The organism is Candidatus Clostridium radicumherbarum (genome assembly GCF_045310525.1).
In the GTDB taxonomy this organism is placed as follows: Bacteria; Bacillota; Clostridia; order Clostridiales; family Clostridiaceae; genus Clostridium_AT; species Clostridium_AT radicumherbarum.
Genome location: NZ_JBJHZY010000001.1, coordinates 568,622 through 588,065 on the forward strand (window position 1 = coordinate 568,622; position 19,444 = coordinate 588,065).

19 protein-coding genes are annotated in these 19,444 nt (G+C 31.7%); 13 read left to right on the forward strand and 6 right to left on the reverse strand.

Annotated elements, in window-relative coordinates; all coding sequences use genetic code 11:
• Window positions 1-5: 5 nt before the first annotated feature.
• From ACJDUH_RS02755 to ACJDUH_RS02765, 3 genes are read right to left on the reverse strand one after another with little or no spacing between them, the layout of a single operon-like run.
• Window positions 6-1,784 carry an aminopeptidase P family protein gene (locus ACJDUH_RS02755; RefSeq protein ID WP_406763622.1) on the reverse strand — a complete coding sequence of 593 codons (1,779 nt, stop codon included), beginning with the start codon at window positions 1,782-1,784 and terminating at the stop codon, window positions 6-8.
• Window positions 1,781-2,875, reverse strand: coding sequence for an ethanolamine utilization protein EutH (gene eutH / locus ACJDUH_RS02760; RefSeq protein WP_406763623.1), 1,095 nt, complete (start codon window positions 2,873-2,875; stop codon window positions 1,781-1,783). Before eutH ends, ACJDUH_RS02755 begins: the two co-directional genes overlap by 4 nt.
• Window positions 2,875-3,480, reverse strand: a complete 606-nt coding sequence (locus ACJDUH_RS02765; protein WP_406763624.1) for a helix-turn-helix domain-containing protein — start codon at window positions 3,478-3,480, stop codon at window positions 2,875-2,877. The genes eutH and ACJDUH_RS02765 overlap by 1 nt, the downstream gene beginning before the upstream one ends.
• A 243-nt stretch (window positions 3,481-3,723) precedes the next feature.
• On the opposite strand from ACJDUH_RS02765, the gene ACJDUH_RS02770 reads away from it, so the two are divergent.
• The 5 genes from ACJDUH_RS02770 (at window position 3,724) to ACJDUH_RS02790 (ending at window position 6,653) form a co-directional block, all read left to right on the forward strand.
• The gene (locus tag ACJDUH_RS02770; RefSeq protein WP_406763625.1) at window positions 3,724-4,191 is read left to right on the forward strand and encodes a hypothetical protein; all 468 of its coding nucleotides are present in this window, start codon (window positions 3,724-3,726) and stop codon (window positions 4,189-4,191) included.
• Between the two features lie 214 nt (window positions 4,192-4,405).
• On the forward strand, window positions 4,406-4,879 hold the full coding sequence (locus ACJDUH_RS02775) for a YbaK/EbsC family protein (RefSeq protein WP_406763626.1): 474 nt from the start codon (window positions 4,406-4,408) through the stop codon (window positions 4,877-4,879).
• A gap of 79 nt (window positions 4,880-4,958) precedes the next feature.
• Entirely contained in the window at window positions 4,959-5,504 is a 546-nt protein-coding gene (locus ACJDUH_RS02780) for a glutathione peroxidase (RefSeq protein WP_406763627.1), read from the forward strand.
• A gap of 77 nt (window positions 5,505-5,581) precedes the next feature.
• A complete protein-coding gene (locus ACJDUH_RS02785) occupies window positions 5,582-5,734 on the forward strand; it encodes a hypothetical protein (protein WP_406763628.1) in 153 nt (50 codons plus the stop codon).
• A 193-nt stretch (window positions 5,735-5,927) separates the two neighbouring features.
• Window positions 5,928-6,653 carry an FMN-binding protein gene (locus ACJDUH_RS02790; protein ID WP_406763629.1) on the forward strand — a complete coding sequence of 242 codons (726 nt, stop codon included), beginning with the start codon at window positions 5,928-5,930 and terminating at the stop codon, window positions 6,651-6,653.
• 88 nt (window positions 6,654-6,741) lie between these two features.
• Here the strand turns inward: ACJDUH_RS02790 and ACJDUH_RS02795 are convergent, their stop codons facing one another.
• Together ACJDUH_RS02795 and ACJDUH_RS02800 are read right to left on the reverse strand one after the other, a co-directional pair.
• A complete protein-coding gene (locus ACJDUH_RS02795; RefSeq protein WP_406763630.1) occupies window positions 6,742-8,073 on the reverse strand; it encodes an MFS transporter in 1,332 nt (443 codons plus the stop codon).
• Window positions 8,074-8,208: 135 nt separating this feature from the next.
• Window positions 8,209-9,276 carry an ArsR/SmtB family transcription factor gene (locus ACJDUH_RS02800; RefSeq protein WP_406763631.1) on the reverse strand — a complete coding sequence of 356 codons (1,068 nt, stop codon included), beginning with the start codon at window positions 9,274-9,276 and terminating at the stop codon, window positions 8,209-8,211.
• 241 nt (window positions 9,277-9,517) lie between these two features.
• Between ACJDUH_RS02800 and ACJDUH_RS02805 the strand changes: the two genes are divergently transcribed.
• The 8 genes from ACJDUH_RS02805 (at window position 9,518) to ACJDUH_RS02840 (ending at window position 18,285) form a co-directional block, all read left to right on the forward strand.
• Window positions 9,518-10,147 carry an SOS response-associated peptidase gene (locus ACJDUH_RS02805; RefSeq protein WP_406763632.1) on the forward strand — a complete coding sequence of 210 codons (630 nt, stop codon included), beginning with the start codon at window positions 9,518-9,520 and terminating at the stop codon, window positions 10,145-10,147.
• A gap of 149 nt (window positions 10,148-10,296) precedes the next feature.
• Entirely contained in the window at window positions 10,297-10,851 is a 555-nt protein-coding gene (locus ACJDUH_RS02810) for a DsbA family oxidoreductase (RefSeq protein WP_406765004.1), read from the forward strand.
• Window positions 10,852-10,971: 120 nt separating this feature from the next.
• Window positions 10,972-12,015, forward strand: coding sequence for a DNA polymerase IV (locus ACJDUH_RS02815; protein ID WP_406763633.1), 1,044 nt, complete (start codon window positions 10,972-10,974; stop codon window positions 12,013-12,015).
• 199 nt (window positions 12,016-12,214) lie between these two features.
• Window positions 12,215-12,748: an RNA polymerase sigma factor gene (locus ACJDUH_RS02820; RefSeq protein ID WP_406763634.1), complete on the forward strand. Its 534-nt coding sequence runs from the start codon at window positions 12,215-12,217 to the stop codon at window positions 12,746-12,748.
• A gap of 14 nt (window positions 12,749-12,762) precedes the next feature.
• The gene (locus ACJDUH_RS02825) at window positions 12,763-14,433 is read left to right on the forward strand and encodes a LolA family protein (RefSeq protein WP_406763635.1); all 1,671 of its coding nucleotides are present in this window, start codon (window positions 12,763-12,765) and stop codon (window positions 14,431-14,433) included.
• 324 nt (window positions 14,434-14,757) lie between these two features.
• A complete protein-coding gene (locus ACJDUH_RS02830) occupies window positions 14,758-17,007 on the forward strand; it encodes a type IA DNA topoisomerase (RefSeq protein WP_406763636.1) in 2,250 nt (749 codons plus the stop codon).
• Between the two features lie 215 nt (window positions 17,008-17,222).
• Window positions 17,223-17,486 (forward strand): hypothetical protein, encoded by a 264-nt coding sequence (locus ACJDUH_RS02835; protein WP_406763637.1) that lies wholly within the window; start codon window positions 17,223-17,225, stop codon window positions 17,484-17,486.
• A 160-nt stretch (window positions 17,487-17,646) separates the two neighbouring features.
• Window positions 17,647-18,285: a hypothetical protein gene (locus ACJDUH_RS02840; RefSeq protein WP_406763638.1), complete on the forward strand. Its 639-nt coding sequence runs from the start codon at window positions 17,647-17,649 to the stop codon at window positions 18,283-18,285.
• A 149-nt stretch (window positions 18,286-18,434) separates the two neighbouring features.
• On the opposite strand, the gene ACJDUH_RS02845 is transcribed toward ACJDUH_RS02840, so the two are convergent.
• Entirely contained in the window at window positions 18,435-19,430 is a 996-nt protein-coding gene (locus ACJDUH_RS02845) for an ABC transporter substrate-binding protein (RefSeq protein WP_406763639.1), read from the reverse strand.
• Window positions 19,431-19,444 lie beyond the last annotated feature (14 nt).

A 19,444-nucleotide genomic window follows, 5' to 3' on the forward strand; every position in this document is an offset into this window, starting at 1 on the left:
GCATATTAAATTTCTCTTGTCTCTTCCATTAGCCAAGCTTTCTCTTCATCATTTAAATGTGGAGCAAGCTTTTCAAAGACAGCTTTATGATAATCATTTAGCCACTTAATTTCATTTTCAGCAAGCATCTCTTTATTAATTCCAGCTAAATCAATAGGACAATAGGTCACTGCCTCAAATCTCATAAACTGTCCATATTCTGTTTCTTCATCATAAGAAACCAGCATCATGTTTTCTGTTCTCACCCCGTGCTTTTCTTCCTTATATATTCCTGGTTCATTAGTAAGGATCATGCCTTTTTCAAGTATTATATTATTAACATCTTTTCTTATAGCTTGAGGCCCCTCATGAACATTTAATAAAAATCCAACCCCATGACCTGTTCCACACTTATAATCCAAGCCTACTTCCCAAATAGGTTGTCTTGCTAATATATCTAAACTAGAACCCGTAGCTCCGTATAAGAATTTAGCTTTGCTTAAGGCTATAAACCCTTTAAGAACCAATGTAAAGTCTCTCTTTTCTTCTTCAGTAAGCTTTCCTAGAACTATAGTTCTTGTAGTGTCTGTGGTGCCATCAAGATATTGACCGCCTGAATCAACTAAGAAAAAGCCTTCTTCTTTTAAGGTATAGGCAGTTTCTTTTGCTGCCTTATAATGCATCATGGCTGCGTGGTCTTTATAGCCTGCTATAGTATCAAAGCTTGGACCGATAAATAATTCCTGCTGTTTTCTAAAGTCTTCTAATTTTTCCCCAGCAGAAAACTCTGTAATTTCTTCTTTGCCTACAGAGTCTTTAAGCCATTTTATAAACTTCACCAGAGCTGTGCCATCCTTTATTTCGCAGCTTCTTATATTTTTAATTTCCGTATCATTTTTTATGCCTTTTAATTTAGTGGTAACATTAGAGCAAGCTGTTTTTGCTGCATTACTATTAATGGAATTAAATAGGGTGACATTAGTTTTATTTGCATCAAAGATAATTCCATCTTTATCTTTAAGCTCTTGTAAAAATTGCTGTATTTCATTATAACCATTAATCTCTACATCATCATTCTCAAGTTCCAATTTAACATCGCTTGGAACCTTTAAAGCATCAACAAATAAATAACATTTGCTTTCGCCAACTATTGCGTTAGCTATTATCACTGGATTATTTGGCACATCATTTCCTCTTATATTTAAAAGCCAAGCTATGTCGTCAAGTGAAGTTAATAAATAGTAGTTTGCGCCTGCATTTTTCATTTCATCTCTTACTACTTTAAGCTTTTCTACTCTTGATTTTCCTGCATATTTTACCTCGTGTATAAAAATAGGACCTTTAGGTATCTCTGGTCTGTTTTTCCACAGCTCATCAATTAAATCAAGATCTGTCTTTAAGCTTATTTTCTTTGCTTTTAATTCTTTCTCCATGCTGTTTACCATATCTACTGAAAAAACACTTCCATCAAAACCAACTGTGCTGCCTTCCTTAAGAACCTCCTTTAACCACTCTGTATAAGAAGGTACACCTGGATCGGACATTCTAAATAATTTAATGTCAGAACCTTCAAGCTGTTTTTCCGCTTGAATATAGTATCTTCCGTCTGTCCAAAGGCCGGCATCCTCTAAGGTAATAACTACAGTTCCTGCTGAGCCTGTAAAGCCGGATATCCACTCCCTGCATTTAAAGTGGTCTGCTACATATTCACTTTGATGTGCATCAAAGCTGGGTACTATGTAAGCATCCATTTTATTGTCTTTCATTAATTGTCTTAACTTTTGAGTCCTTTCTTTAATTTTCATAATTCTACCTCCACTCCATTTAAGTTTAGATTTTTATTTTCATGTTCATATAGACATATAGCTAATACTATACTAATTATTCCAGCTGTAAGCTTAGATATTATAAAGGACCCTAACATTTCTGGAGCAATACCTGAAACAAAACCAAACTGACCTCCAAATACAAAGGCTCCACTCACTGCAAAGGCAGCACATACAACCTTGCCTTTAGGATTCATCTTTTTATAAGATCCAAATACCAAAAGATTACTAGCTAAGTTTCCTAAAATGCCAGCAACTGATGCTGAGTTAATTCCAAATTTATCTCCTATTTTTTCAAATGTTTTTTTAAAAACACGGTTTATTAGCTCCAGCATAGGATAAGCTCCACCTAAAACAATGGCTATTTTGCACACTATACTTGCAGATTCGGAAAGGGGAGATAGCCCTTGGACAAAAGTAACTCCCAATATTGCGTTTATTCCCTGCAGAATTAATCCAATAATACTTAAACCAATTACTAACTTTCCAAATAAATTAAAGCCCTTCATTAACATATTATTAAACTTTAATAGTCCAATTTCTAATGCTATTGCAAAAATAAATATAGGCACAAGGTTCCATATTAGGAGCCTTAAATTTATTCCCTGCCATAAACCAGCTGCAAGACATCCTATAGGAATAGTAGTTATTCCAATCATAATCCCTTTAGAGAAATACTTTTCATCTTCTTTAGAAAGCATTCCTATGGCAACAGGTATAGAAAAACTAATAGTTGCACCTAAACTAGAGGCAATAATAACTCCTGAGAATATGCCCATTTCTTTAGTTAAAGCTAGCTTTGAAGCCATTTGATATCCTCCCATATCAATAGCAAATAAAGCTGCAGGAAACATGGAAGGATCTAAATTAAATACTCTATAAATAGGAATAATAGCGGCAGATAAATAATTTGAAAGAATAGGAGCTAAGGAATATATACCTATCATACAAAGGCCCAAGGCACCCATGGTCTTTATACCTTCCTCAAATTTTCCACCAAGCTTTAAGGGACTTCCTAATATGTAATCAACTCCACCAATTACAAAAAAAGCTCCGATTAAATACAACATTAATTTGTATCTCCAGCTGGGTTTGGCTTAGCATCAATTTCATGGGCAGCTGATCCTCTATAGCCATTTGGAGTATTAACAGCTAGTAATTTAACCTTTTTGTTAGTATAATTAGCCCAATTATGCCTTATATTTGAATTCATATGAATACTGTCGCCAGGATAAACTTCATATCTTTCACCATCTATGTAAATTGTTAATATTCCTTCTAACACATAAACAAACTCTTCCCCATCATGCTTATAGGATATGATTTCCTCTTCATTTTTTTGCGGAAGAATTTCTACAAGTCTTGGAACAATTTGTTTGTCTTCTAAGTTTGTACTTAAGCTATACTTAATAAAGCCACCTTCTTCTATATCTAGTATCTCTTGCTCATAGCTTCTAAGTACCATCTCTTCTCTTTTATGGGGATAATCAAAAAAATAGGTTAAATGCACTTCTAAAATCTTAGCTAATTTTTCTAATGAATCAACAGCAATAGTAGTAAGGCCTCTTTCTAACTGAGATAAATATCCCACAGATAACTCACTTTTCTCGCTTAACTCCTTTAGAGTAATGCCCTTTTCAGTTCTTAAATTCTTAATTTTCATTCCTATATTCATAAATTTACTCCTGTATTATAATTATATATATTATACAATATTTATAACTTATAATATACATGTGTATGAAATTATTTCATTAATATGAATATAGCAGTGTGACAGTGGGACATTTCTTATGCCACATTGAAATGCATGCGATATAAGAAACATCCCATGCCACACTGGAAAAGTCCATTTGTCACATACACTTAAGAAGTGTTACATATACTATATAAGAATATTTTAAAGGAGTTAATTATAATGAGTAATGAAGGAGCACTTTTTGCATTTCTAGCAATATGGAGCTTTATATTTTTTCTTTTTTTAGCTATTGGTATCTTACTTTATATTTTTGCATCAATGGGACTATACAAATTAGCTTTAAATCAAAAATTAGAAAACCCATGGTTAGCTTGGATTCCAATTGCTAATATGTATATACTAGGAAAGCTCATTAAAAATTTAAAGCTTGATACTTTTGAAATTCCAAATATTGAACTAGTCTTATCCTTAGGCTTTTTTGTAGTTGTGGTACTTAAATTTATACCTTTAATTGGTTGGCTTATTGGTGTAGCCTATGCAGTTTTATGTATATTATCTCTTTATAAGTTATTTAAGATATATAGACCTGATCAAGCTGTATTATGGATAATACTTAGTATAGTACTTCCTTTTATGGGCCCAATTTTTATTTATATCATAAGAAATGATTCACCAGTTTTGCAGTAAATAGATTTACCAAAATTATTTAAAAATGTAGTATAATAAGTAAAGAAATATTGAAAAAATTTTTTGACGCTGATAACGTAGAATTAACTTAAGATAGCGGAAGTGTTTACGATAAATTCTACTTCCGTATTATTAAGTGATTTCTGCAAGTTCAGCGTCTAATGTTTTTAATTAACCTAAAGAATAAACACAATTAACGAAAGGATGAAAAACAATGGCAATTGATAGAGTACGTGAATCTTTAAAAGATTTTGGAAGAGACAAGGATATATTGGAATTTGAAACCTCCAGTGCCACAGTAGAGCTAGCAGCAATAGCATTAGATGTTGAGCCTGCTAGAATTGCAAAAACTATTTCACTTAAATCAGGAGAGTCTGCCTTGCTCGTAGTAACAGCAGGAGATGCTAAGATAGATAATAGTAAATTTAAAAGTGAATTTGGCTTTAAGGCAAAAATGCTTTCACCTGAGGAAGTACTTGAGTTTACAGGCCATGCTATTGGAGGAGTGTGCCCCTTTGGGCTTAAAAATAATATACCTGTTTTTCTTGATCTATCACTTAAGAGATTTACTACAGTTTTTCCAGCCTGCGGAAGCAGTAATTCGGCAATTAAGCTTACCTTAAGTGAAATAGAGGAGTATTCTAAAAGTAAAAAATGGGTTGATGTCTGCAAGAATTGGATAGAATAAAGCTGTAAATTTTGAGTATAAGTATAATTGAAAAATAATTGTGCATTATATAAAATGGTAATAAGAGGAGGCTGATTAAATGAGTATCTATGATTTTAAGGCAAATAACATTGATGGAGAAGAGATTAAGCTTGAAGAGTACAAAGGTAAGGTTCTCTTAATTGTAAACACAGCAAGCAAGTGAGGCTTTACACCACAATTTGCAGGTTTGCAAAAAATATATGAAGACTATAAGAATAAAGGCTTTGAAGTATTAGGTTTTCCAAGCAATCAATTTCTAGAGCAAGATCCAGGAACTAATAAAGAAATACATAACTTCTGTCAAATCAATTATGGTGTTGATTTTACTATGTTTGAGAAAATTGAAGTTAAAGGAGAAAATGCGCATCCATTATTCAATTACTTAACTAGTAAAGCTCCTTTTGAAGGCTATGATTTAAGTTCTGAGAAAGGCAATTTTTTAAATTCCTTTTTAAAGGAAAAATTTCCTGAGTCTCTAAAAGGCAACGATATAAAATGGAATTTTACTAAGTTCCTAATCGACAAAGATGGGAATGTAGTAAGGAGATATGAAACTCCAATGGAGCCGGAAGAGATAGCCAAGGATATTGAAAAACTTCTATAAAGTAACTTTTATCTTGTTTCTAGAGAATAAAACCATGTTTCCTGGGAAAGCTAATGCAAGAAAGGGGCATGAGTTTTATGGATGAAAAGAAACCTAAACATGAAGCTGCTATGGAAGAGGCAAAAGATATGCTTTCAAAAGGTGTAGGTATGTCTGAAATAGAAAATCTCACAGGACTTGATGAGAGAAACATTAACAAAGCTAGAAGAAAAGTTGAAGATAGAGATTAATTAATTTGACTAGAATACTTTACCATAGTTATATTAATACCTAAGTAGAAAGAGGAGATTTTAATTCTCCTCTTTCTTCATTTTTTTGTTACACATTTTTTATTTTTTCGACACTGAACTGCCATAATGACTTTTTAAAATAAATAAGTAGCATCAGAAAAAATACATACTTAATTATTTACAGGAGGACATAATGATTACATTTTTAGATACTGGTTTTGCAAAAATTGCAACCTTTATAGCTTTACTTCTTACTATTATTTATTTTTTAAGAGTGGGGAACAAAAAATTCTTTAATAATAAAAATAAAATTTTAAAAGATATAAATAAAACTTTGAGAAAATACCATAAGGTAATGGGAATAATTTTAATAATAATGGGTTTAATACATGGCATATTCTCATCAGAATCCATTTTTAGTTTTAATTTAGGAACGGCTTCCTTAATTTTAAGCATTTTATTAGGACTAAGCTTTATGCTTAGAAGTAAATTTAAAAATAAAAGCTGGATGTATTATCACAGGGCCTTAACAGTATTGTTTTCAGTGGTTTTAATACTGCATATTGCTACAGCAAAAGCAGATAGCAGCAGAAGCAGTGATATAGAGAGTTTTAATAATAATGCGGTAAATGCTCAAATGGCTGACGCCCAATATAAGGACGGTACATACACGGGACAAGCTACGGGCTATAGGCCAGGTTTAGAGGTTAGTGTAACAGTGAAGAATAATAAAATTGAAAATATCGATATAATTAACAGCAATGATACGCCAAGATTTTTCAACAGGGCAGCTAGTGCAGTTCCAAATGAAATTATTGATAATCAGTCAGTTCAAGTGGATGCAGTTTCAAGGGCAACTAGGTCCTCAAATGGAATCATGGCAGCAGTTTCCGATGCTTTATCAAAGGCAGTAGATTAACATCTGTGGTTAGCTGAAAAGGTTCAGCTTACAGTTAATAACTTTTAAAAGTGAAAATGTGGATGGCAACAGCCTTCCATTAAGTGGGCTAACAGTCAGTGGATGTTTCCCTTTGCTTACTGCCAGTTAAGATATTCACATTTAAGCTTCTAAAATTCGTTAATAAAATTAGTTGTGCAGCTGCAAATAATACTCCAGCAATAAAATATGCTTTCCCATATCCAAGATTATTACTGAATAACATATTTTTAGCAAACAGGCCTGTTATAGTCTGAGCAATTCCCTGAGAAATAAATATTATTGAAGAATATGCAGGACGATATTCCTTATCTACTAATTCCATTGGGAGGGAGCTAAATACAGGGCTTGTGGCATTAATTAAACCAGATCTAAAAAATAGTGAGGCGCTAATAACAGCTACAACACTCATACCTGGTATTCCTCCATACCCTATAATAAACATGAATGGAACTGCAGCAAGGCAGCACCAGGCAAGCATATTAATTTGCCCCAATTTTTTAATAAGATATGGTGCAAAAGGCATAATAAGCAGGATTGCAAAGTATTGAGCAGTCATAATAAAAGAAATTGAGGCTCTATTGATTCCCAAAGTTCCTAGGTAAATGGAGACATAGGGAACTATAAGTGATACAGCTATTTTGCATATTATCATATAAGCTAAGAATATTAGTGCACTTTTACTGAAAAATGCATTTATGTTAAACTTAGTTTTTTCTTCTTGTTGGATTTTTCTATAGTCCTCTTTTGATTCTCTAATTAAAAGTATTGGTATTATACTTATTACTAAAATAAAAACAAAAAATATAAGAACATTTTTATGAGCTTCAATATAAACAGTTCTCTGCATAAAGGAAAGAGAGGAGACCTTTGAAGTTAAGACTTTTGCAGCTTCAAAGGCTATATTTAATTTCTTAGCAAAAAAACTTACAATTAAGGGCCCTCCAGTTAAGGTTCCTAATAGACAGCCAACCACATTGGTATAAAAAGCTGCTGTAAAATAGAGAGTCCTATTTGAAGCATTGGTATAACTTGATAAGTAGGGACCTAATATCACATCAAACAAAGTTAGTCCAGTAATAAGAAGTAATACAGATATACTTTTTATAAATACTTCATTTGAAAATATAATAATCAAAAGTGAAGCAGCAGCGACAATGGGTCCAAGAAGCATCAATTTTTTGTAGCCTGTTTTAGGTACCAGAAAAATTAAGCAAGCTCCAATAAAGGAAGCAATTCCTAGAAAAGAGGAAAAGCTGTTTGCTATTTCAGAGGATGTTAATTGGAGGAAGGTCATTAAAACATCAAATAGAACACCATTTAATACTCCAATAAAACAATATAGAATTATGAACATTAAGCTATTAAAGGATTCTCTTTTTTTAAAAAGTTCTTTAACCATGATCTGCTCTCCTTGCTTATTTTGTACATAAAAATTTTTATTTACCATTTAAATATTTCTAATAAGTTTACACTACTATACTAATATGATATTAATACTTATTAGATACAAATCTAATATTAGTTGAAAAAATTATTAACTAAGAATAGCTTTAGCAATTCCTTGAGATAATTCTTCTAATTTAATTTTGTTAAGCTTATAATAGGTTTTATTTCCATCCTTCCTAAAAGTAACTAAGTTTAAATCCAACAAGGAATTTATGTGATAAAAAACTGTTGGAGGAGTAAGATTAAGTTCAGCTGCAAGCTCAAGACCGTACCATTCCTTCTTAGCTAAAAGTTCCACCATTTCAAACCTTTTATTATCGGAAAGAATTTTAAGAAACTTTTTAATTCTTTCTTTTTCCATATAGCTTTTAGGAAACTGTTCTGTATACATTCCAATATTTATCCATTCACAATTATTGTATGGGGAAATATAAAATGTCCAAGGTCTCACTTGAATAAAATAACCTATATTAATAATGAAATTACTATCTTTAGCTTCAGAATATCTTCTCAAATATTCCTGGAAAAAATATTTATTATCTTCTTCAAAAAGTTTTTCATATCTTTCTTTAAAGGGCTTTAGATATTCTAGTATTTCTTTTTCAAGAGGTAAATAGCATTTTTCATAAAATTGCCTTAATAAAATACAGAGCCTAAGCTTTAATTCCTCTGGACTTTCTAAGCATTCTAAAAGTTTTTCTTTTATGTCCTCCTGTTTATATACAGTATCAGAGATAACATCCCTTAAATCTTCATTTTCCTGTTTATCTAGCATTGAAATTATAAGTTCCTGAACCTTTGGATTATCTGAGTAGTTTTGATTAAGAATATAAGAAGATAAAATTTTGTTATCAATTTTTTCTATAAAGGTTATAAATTCGTGAACTGAGCTCAAATTCTGATTTTGAGTTGCAATTCTACCAAGTACATGCTTTATCTCAGGCCATTTGAAGAAGTAATTTAATTCTGAGGATAGATATTTTGTTATTTTTTTTCTCATAAAGTCTATCTTTTGTTTTACGTCTTCTACTTGGACATAATTAAATTGCAAAAAAAACTTATCCATTTCCTCCATGTTTGCAGTAAAGTGAAGGGCATAAATAAATTCTACTGGAGGGTGAATAATAAAGGAAACCTGATTATTTTTAGTTTTCATAGTAATCCTTCTTTCATAATATATGGATTAAATATTAAACGATATTAGATATTCATCTAATATAATTATATTGTCTATTTCAATAATATGTCAATAAAAATTGAAAAATTTATGAGTATTAAATATAATTTAATAAAGCAAACAAAAAATATTGCCTGCTAATGAAAAATAATTGTAATAAAGTTTAGAAATACTAAAATAATCTATTACTGAATTGTTTAGTAGAAAGGGGGTGGCTATCTTGTGCGGACGCTTTTTCATTGAAAGTGACATAGAAGATATCATTGCTCATTATGGGTTAAAACAAACTTATAATGGTGCCTCTGCAAAAGGAGAAATATTTCCTGGAACTAAAATTCCCGTTGTTTTAAATAACAAAACTAAAGAGTTAAATTTTCTAAAATGGGGATTTCAAGTAAGAGGGATAAATAGGGAACTAATAAATGCAAGAGTTGAAACAGTATCAGAAAAACCGGCCTTTAGAAAAGCATTTTTAAACAATAGATGTCTAATACCTGCGAATGCCTTTTTCGAGTGGAAGACTACAGAGAAGAGCAAGGTTAAATATAAAATAGAGGTAGAGGAGGAAGGATTGTTTTCCATGGCAGGCTTGTTTGACAAGTTTGTAGATAGAAATAACAAGGAGTATTTAGGAGTTGTCATTTTAACACGGCCTGCAAATGAAGAAATGTCAAAGCTACATAATAGAATGCCAGTTATACTAAGCAAAGGAAAAGAAGATGATTGGCTTTCTGCATCAGAAAAGGAAATTATAAATATTCAAAAGGACATAGAAATAGATCCCTTTGTAAAACTTAAAATTTATCCAGCAGAAGGAATTCAGCAGATGTCATTTATTGATTTAATGTAACTAACAATATAATATTAAAATTATGCATAAAAAATAAATTCTATATACCAGTATGATGATAATAAAAATTGAAAAAATAACTAAAGGAGAAGGTTTAAATGAAACATAGATTTTTAATTTTTTCAGATTACATATGACCATTCTGCTATATCGGCAAGGGTATTGTCGAAAAGCTAAAAGAGGAATTTGATATTGAGGATGAATGGCTGCCTTTTGAAATACACCCTGAAACACCTATGGAAGGAATGGAGCTTACTAAAAAATTTCCAGGACCATCCCTTAATAAAATGATTTCTAATCTAAAAGCTATGGGGAAATTATATGGTATCGAGTTTAATGAATTTACAATTTTATCTAATTCACACTTAGCACTAGCGGCTGGTGAATACGCTAAAGAAAATGGAAAATTTCATGAGCTTCATACAGAATTATTTAGAGGCTATTTTGCCTTAGGAAAAGATATTGGTGACATTAATGTTCTTACATCAATTGTAAAGAATGTTGGACTTGATGCTGAGGAATTACTGAAAAGACTTGAAAGTAAACATTATGATAAAAGACTATCAGATGTTCAGAAAAAGGCATATGAGTACGAAATTAATAGCACACCAACCTTTATAATAGATGGTAAATATGCTATTGTTGGAGCTCAAGGAGTAGAATATTTTAGAGAAGCTCTCATGAGAATAGAAAAAGAGCAATAGTAAAAAAAGTATATAAGGAGTTGCTTCGCCTAAATGCACTAGTTTTTTTATGATATGAAGCACTGAGTGGTAGAATTATAGTATATTTATAGTTTTAAGTGTACCTGGGGGAAATTTTAAGTGGAAAGAAAAATAATTCATGTAGATATGGATGCATTCTTTGCATCTGTAGAAATAATAGACAATCCAAGTCTTAGAGGTAAGCCTGTAGTGGTGGGCGGCACTACGGAAAGAGGTGTGGTTGCAACTTGTTCTTATGAAGCTAGAAGCTTTGGCATTAAAAGCGCCATGCCTATATATATGGCTAAGGTAAAGTGCCCTCAGGCAATATTTCTGCCAGTGAGATATGGAAGGTATAAGGAAGTTTCAAATAAAATATTTCAAATTTTTTATAACATAACCCAATATGTAGAACCTATGAGTATTGATGAGGCTTATTTGGATATTACTCTTTTAAATAAGGATCCAGTTAAAGTAGCAAAATTTATAAAGCAGGAAGTAAAAAAGGCAACTGGGTTAACCATTTCAGCTGGAGTTTCCTATAATAAATTCTTGGCTAAATTAGCTTCTGATTGGAACAAGCCTAATGGCCTTAAGGTTATTGAAAAAAACATGGTACCTGAAATTTTATTTCCTCTACCAGTAAGTAAGGTGTATGGGCTTGGACAGAAATCGGCAAAGAAGCTTAACGACATTGGCATCTTTACTGTTAAGGAGTTATATGACTTGCCTCAAAGTTTACTTGTAGAGTTCTTTGGTAAATTTGGCGTGGAAATCTACGACAGAGTTAGAGGCATTGATAATAGAGAAGTTCATGCAACTAGGGAAAGGAAATCCATAGGAAGGGAAACTACACTAAGGACAGATACAGATAATAAGGAGGAGCTTAAGGTGTATATAAAAGCCTTTGCTCGTTCAGTTTCAAATACAATGCACATGAAAAATGTAAGCGGTAAAAGTATTACTATAAAGATAAAAACCTCATCCTTTGTAAATCATACAAGAAGTAAGACCTTAATGCATTATATCTCTAATGAAGAAGATATTTATAATGAAGCCATAATAATTCTAGAGGAAATTGAACTTCAAGAAAAAATAAGACTAATAGGCTTATCTATATCATCCTTAAAGGAAAACTACATAGAGCAGATGTCCATGTTTTGATTTTATGGCTTAAATGTATTTGAAAAATCGCCAAATCCACTTTGATCTTAGTAAAAACTAAGAACGAAGTGGATTTTTATTTTTGTCTTATTTTATTTTAATTTATGCGAAAAATAATAATGCTTAAAATGTAACATAAAATTAAATTTGGCGTCTTTATTATTGTAATACCTAGCTAGGGAAGAGGAGTTAAAATAATATGAATGCTGAAAGGAACATTATAATGAAAGTAGATGATGAGGAGTCTATAGAGAAGCTGTGTAATTCAACTTGGGAAGCTGTTTATCGTTTTGTCTATTATAAGGTTCAAAACCAAGAGGAAGCTGAGGACATAACTCAAGAAACCTATATTAAAGCAATTACTTATATAAGAAAAAGCAGGACTAAAATTGACAATACAGTAGGATTTTTGAAGACTGTTTCCCTAAATGTGCTGAGAGATAGGTGGAGGAAAAATAAACGTCAGGGCACATTAATCAATATTGATGATATAAATCCTAAGGATGCAGCAATAAATGATTCCATTGAAGATATAGGACAGCTTGACGCAGTACGTAATGCATTGCTTAAGTTAAATGAAGACCAGCGCTGCGTTATAGATTTAAGAATACTTCAAGGATATTCTGTAGCAGATACGGCTATAAAGATGGATAAAACAGAGGGAAACATTCGGACTTTGCAGTTTAGAGCTCTTCAGAATCTTTCAAAGCTCTTAAAAAATGATTTTAAATAAGGAGGCGTGTTAAGATGGATAATAGGGAGAAGGAAAACAAATTATCAAGCTATATAGACAGTTTAAATAATGAAAGAAAGCCACAGGAACACGGAAACAGAGAAACAGATGATATAGAAGAGGTTTTAGAAACTGTAAGACAAGTAAGAAGCCTTAAAAGGCCAAGCCTTCCAGATAATAAATATAGTGAAAGACTAAATGAAAAGCTTAATGAAGAGATGATAAAAGATAGGTCTTCAAGAAAGCATAAAAAGAGATGGTTCTATGGAATGGCGTCTGCAGTTGCTGCAGCACTCTTAATAATTACTTTTAATATAACTGGGCCACTAAGGCAGCCTAATATGGTTTACGCCATGGAACAAGCATATAATGGAGTAAAAGCCTATCATGGAATTCTAGAAGTAATGGAAACTAATGCAGAAGGCAAGACCAATGTTCAGTCAAAACTTGAAGTATGGGCTGATAAAGAAGGCCGTTACTACGTTAAAGGCCTAGAAGGGGCACAAAAGGACCTAATAACTATCAATGACGGAGACAAAAAGTGGCAGATTAACAATGATAAAAAGGAAGTTGATAAATTTGCAGCTTTTCCAGACCCGTATAGGTTTACCTTTGAAATCGGAAATGAAATTGAAAATGTGAAAAATGCAGTTAACACTAAGGCTATTGGTGAAGAAAATGTTTCCGGCAGGGCAGCATCTATAGTTGAGGTAACTCCAAAAGGAGGAAGTCCTTATAAGCTATGGATAGATAAAGCAACTAAAATGCCTCTGCAAAAACAGTCAGCCATGGAATTTTCACTGCAGTATAAAGTGCAATATACAAACATTAGTTTTATGGAATCTGTTCCTAAAGAATTGTTAAATTTTAGTATTCCACAGGGATACAAGGAATTGAATACAAATTCTGAGTTTGTTGTGAATAATTTAGAGGAAGCAAAGACATTAATTGGATTTAACCCTAAAGAAATTACCAATATACCTAGTTCTTATATTAAAACCAGCACTGTAGTATTTAATAACAATAAATCTGTTAAAACAAATTATGCTTCTTCAGATAATAAAAAGAAAGTATCTATTTTGCAGCAAAAGGCCGCAGGAGAACTTAAGCCAGCATCAATGGCTAGCCTTGGAAGTATCAATAACAGCACTGCTGAGGTACAATCACCAATTGAAGCTGAGGCAGGTGTACTTTTAGGCGGGGGAGCCTATGTAGGAGTAACAGGTTTAAGCTCAGTAAGATGGCAGCAGGAAGGATTTGAATACGCAGCTGTGGGAAATGCTTCTTTAGAGGAGCTAACCCAATTTGTAAAAGGCTTAACAAATGGGAATGTGCAGTTATCCCCTTCTGAGCAAAGTATAAATAAACCTCAAGTAGAAGTAAAATATGATCTTAAGGTAGAAGAAGCAGATCAAAAAAGTGTTGATGCTGGACATTCACCTTGGAAACTTGATCCTATATTTGTATCACAGGTATTTGTAAGTTTAAAGATTTCACCAGAAGGAATAACAGGAGATTATCCAATTAAGTACGAGGAATTAAAAATGGCCAAAAATAATGGAAAAGAGGCTGTAGTTGAAGTAAATTCAGCTAAGTCATCAGTTAAGAGAGTATATCTAAAGAGACTAATTAGACAAGATAACACTGGAATATGGACTGTAGTAGGATACGATCCGGCAAAATAAAAATTTAATTACTATGTATTTTATGAGAGCATCAATAATAATGGTGTTCTCTTTATTTTTTCCATTTCACAAGAATAATTTGTAGTCAAAATGGAGAAATACATTGTGATAAATGCCATAAATACTCTGAGGCCATTGAAAGAATGAAGGAGAGGTTTTAGTATGTTAATTAGTAAAGATTTATTTATATTAGGCTTTTATAAAGCCTTAGGCATAATTTGTTTAAAATAGTTATAGCTGTTTTCCTTAACTTAGAAAACTTGCGAATAAAAAATTAAGATGATATCATTTAGGTACAAATTCAAATAGATTGAGGTGCCTAGAGTGGCTAAAAAAGTTATAATTGCGGAAAAGCCCAGCGTTGCAAAAAACATAGCTGAGGCCTTAAATATTAAAATTAGAAAAGACGGCTATCTGGAAGGACAGGACTATATTGTATCCTGGGCCTTTGGCCACTTACTTCAGCTTTATGATGCCAAGGATTATGACGCTGAAATGGCCCTTTGGAGAATGGAGAAGTTTCCCTTTATACCACAGCGCTTTAAATACAAGGTGAAAAGTGACTCCAAGGATAAGTCTAAAAAGGACAGTGGAGCTAACAAGCAAATAAATATAATAAAGGAACTGGTTTTAAGAGAAGATGTAGAAGCCGTCATTTCAGCTTGCGACTTTGATAGAGAAGGGCAAATAATAGGTGATACAATTTTAAAATATTTAAGGATTAGTAAGCCAATTTATAGGCTGCTCCTAAATGAGTGGACACCAAAGGAAGTATTAGGTGGTCTAAATAAATTAAAACCAAATGAAGAGATGAAGCCAATGCAGGACGCTGGAATCAGCAGACAGTGGGCTGATTGGGTTATTGGTATAAATTTAACTTCTGTTGCTACTTTAAAATATCAAAGGGGCAAGGGCAGACCCTTAAATATTGGCAGAGTTATTTTACCTACTCTTAAAATAATATATGACAGAGATAAGGAAGTAGAAAGTTTTGTTCCAAATGATTATTTTAAGCTTCAGGGAACCTTCAAAACAGAAAAAAATGAGGAATATGACGGTACTTATACCTTAAATGGAGAAGAAAAATTTAATAATAAAAAAGAACTTGAAGCAGTATTAAACAATTTAATCGATAAAAATGGAACAGTAGTAGACAAAGAAGTAGAAAAGAAAAAAGAATATCCACCATATTTATTTAATTTATCTAATCTGCAAGGATATGTGACAAGCAAGAATAAGGGATGGACATCTGATAAAGTACTTACTGTAGCTCAAGGCTTATATGAGAAAAAACATATAACCTATCCAAGAACAGCTAGTTCAGTTTTAGAGGAAAGCTTAGCTCAAAAAGCTGAAGAAGTATTAAAGCTCTTAAAAAAAGGCCTACCCTTTGAAGATGAAATTAAATTTCAAGTTACCAAGAGAATATTTGATAACTCTAAGGTTGAGAGCCATAGTGCTATAATTCCTACATATATTTTACCTAAAACACTTACAGGTGATGAGGCTGTAGTTTATAATGCTATAAAAAATAGATTCCTGGCTCAGTTTATGCCTATTGCAGAAGTGGAAGAAACCAAGATTACAACTAAGATAGATGATTCTCTTATAGAAGGCGTATTTATATCAAAAGGAAAGGTTCAAATAGTTGAGGGCTGGAAAAAGGTTGAAAAAATTGAATCTAAGGATACTATTTTACCTTTAGTTAATATAAAGGAACATGTCCAATTAGTGGATTCAAAAATAACTTCCCATAAGACTACTGCTCCGAAATATCACATTGAAAAAACCTTACTAAGGGTTATGGAAACCTGTGGTAAGAAGTTCGAGGAAGAAGACAGCAATGATATGATGGATGCTATATTAAGCGGCTTTAGTATTGGTACTCCAGCCACAAGAGCTGAGACTATTAAGAAATTAAAGGATATTGGATATATTTACAGTAAGGATAAGTCTTTGTTATGTACCGCTTTAGGCAAAAGAATGGTGGAACATTTTCCTATAAAAGAACTATTTGACCTAGAATATACAGGAAGACTTGAAAAGACTTTATCAGATATAGAAAAAGGAAAATTCAATAAAGAAGATTTTCTAAAGCTTATTTTTGAGTTTGTAGCAAGCTCTGTAATTACTATAAAGAGAGATAAAACAATTATCTTGAATGATTATAATAATAAATCAAACTCTTTTAGCGGTAATAAGGCTGGTGTAGTAAAAAAAGCTGCAGGTAATAAAGAAAATGCTCCAAGTAAAAAGTTAGATTCAACGGATGAATCAGCAGTTGAAACCTTTGGTAAATGTCCCTTATGTGGACATGATATTATAGAAGGAAAGAAAGGCTTTGGCTGCAGCAATTGGAAAAGTGGCTGCAAGTACGTTATTTGGAAGGAAGATGATTTCTTAAAATCTATTAATAAAAAAATTACCAAGTCCATAGTAAAAAAATTATTAAAAAGCGGAAAAGCAGAACTAAAGGCTATTACAGCTGAAGATGGTACAAAGTTTGATGGCTATATCAGCTATATAAAAAATGATGGAGATAATAATTTTAGATGGAAGTTAGAAAGAAAGTAGGATTTAAGTTCTATTTATTAAAAAGCTAAATAAATTAAATATAGCAAATTAAAAATTATTTTATGAAGACGGCTAGTAGTTGAATTTAAACTACTAGCCTTTTATTTTAATTTTTTAGAATAGTTAAAAATAAAAAGGACATAATATAAAACGTAAGCTGAATTTAAATAGTTTACGAATCATATATAAAATTAATAACAAAAGGAGAAATAATGATGACAAATAATGATAAGAGTTTAGAAGAAGCTAAAAAACTAAATCAGCAATCTAGACAAGGAAGCATGACTAGTTCAGCAAGTTCTACAGATTATAATAGCCCAGATACTCAAGAAGCAAGACAATTAAATTCACAAGCCGGAAGTGGAAGCACAATGGCATCATCTACTAATAATAGTGCAAATTTAACTAGTTCAACCTCTTCTAGTCTACAAGAAACAAAAGATTTAAATGCTAAATCAAGACAAAACAAAGGTAAATAAGTAGTTTATTAAAGAAGCATCTTTTTAAAGAGATGCTTCTTATTTTTACTGTATTTATTAATTGATATATTACATTTATAATGGTAAGATGTTACTAAAAACTGTAGAATTTCATTAGTAATATTAAGAGTTCATACATGAATTTATAAGGATGGTAAATATGGATATTGATATAAAAAATAAGGTAACTGTAGAACTTCCAGCAAACATAGAAGAATTAAATTCAAAGGAAATTTGGGGAGTATTATATGGTAAAAAGCTGAACACTAAAAAAAATATTTTGGAATACATAGATATCATAAAGGTACTTAAACAAAATGATTTATCAAGCGAGACAATACAAGACACCTACACCTTTGTTTATGATGCCATAGAGGAAATGAGCAGTATTATTAAAGTAAATACAAAGATGTTTTTAAAAAATCAGCTAAAAGCACAATTAGGAAAATATGTTAAGGAAAAAGATCCAAAGCCAATAAATTATTTTATTGAGTTCTTTAAGGAAGCATATCCGGCAAATAATAGAAGAAAAGATTTTACTTGGGTGCTTATGGATATAAATAAAATTACAGATGAGCAAATTTGGACTACATTGGCATATATTAATGGATGGTCTTTAAAAGATAACAACAGACTTGATGAAAATCAAAAGAAAGATATTATCAAGATGGTAGAATTATTAGTTAGCAGAAATAACCTTAGGTATATTAACAATACTAGGAGTCTAGATAAACTCCTTAAGGATTTAAATATAAAAATAATAACCTTAAAGGATAAATTTAAAGTTTTCAAGCAATAGAAGAAGTGCACCAATGAATTATTAAAAAGCAATGCGATTTAACTCAACATAAAGGCTTTTTTTTCACAAATGATGCATCATAATGTAAAATAAAAATGATAAGCTGTGAATAAGAACCCGTACTGCATTAGACAGCAGTACGGGTTCACTTATTTAGATTTTACATATACTATATCTTTATTATCAGGCTTTACTAAGGATAAGGATTTAAGAGTATCTTCATTTACTATAATCTTAGTTTCATCTGCATTAGCTATAGGCATTTTAGAAATATCATCACCTTTTAAAACCTTAACAGCCATTTCTCCAGTTTTATAGCCTAATTTATAATAGTCTATTCCTTGTGTTGCCAATGCACCGGCTTCAACGGAACCACTTTCAGAAGCAATTACAGGAATCTTTTTCTCTAAGGTTTTTTTAACAACCATAGGCATAGCAGAAACAACTAAATTATCAGTAGGAACATATAGAACATCAATTTTATCAAGCAGGCTGCCTATAGCTTGATTAATTTCATTTGTACTAGTAACTCCAACAGAGAAAACCTCATAGCCGTTTTTACTGCCGTAATCCTTAAGCTGATTTACTTGGACTTCAGAATTTATTTCGCTTGTGTTATACAAAACGCCAATTTTTTTAGCTTTTGGTATAAACATTTTAATTAAATCTAATTGCTTAGCTACTGGTAAATAATCTGAAGTTCCAGATACATTAGTATTAGGCTCTTTTAAGGATTTAACTATTCCTGCAGCTACTGGGTCAGTTACTGCACTTATTAATATTGGAATCTTTTTAGTTGCGTTGTAGGCACCTTGTGCGGAAGGAGTTGCAATTGCATAAATTAAATCCTTATTTTGAGAGGCGAATTGTTTAGCTATAGTTTGAGATATGGTTAAGTCACCTTGGGCATTTTGATAATCAATTTCTAAATTTGTTCCTTCTTTATAGCCGTTATCTTCCAATGCTTTTATAAAGCCCTTTCTATTATCGTCTAAAGCCGTGAACTCAGCAATTTGACTGATTCCTATCTTAACATTAGACTTTGAATTAGTAACCTTTGCACCTGCTTTACTGCAGCCTGTTAATATAGCTGCACCTACCAGTAACATAATAATTAATACTCTTGTAATCTTTAATTTTTTCATTTTTAATTTACCCC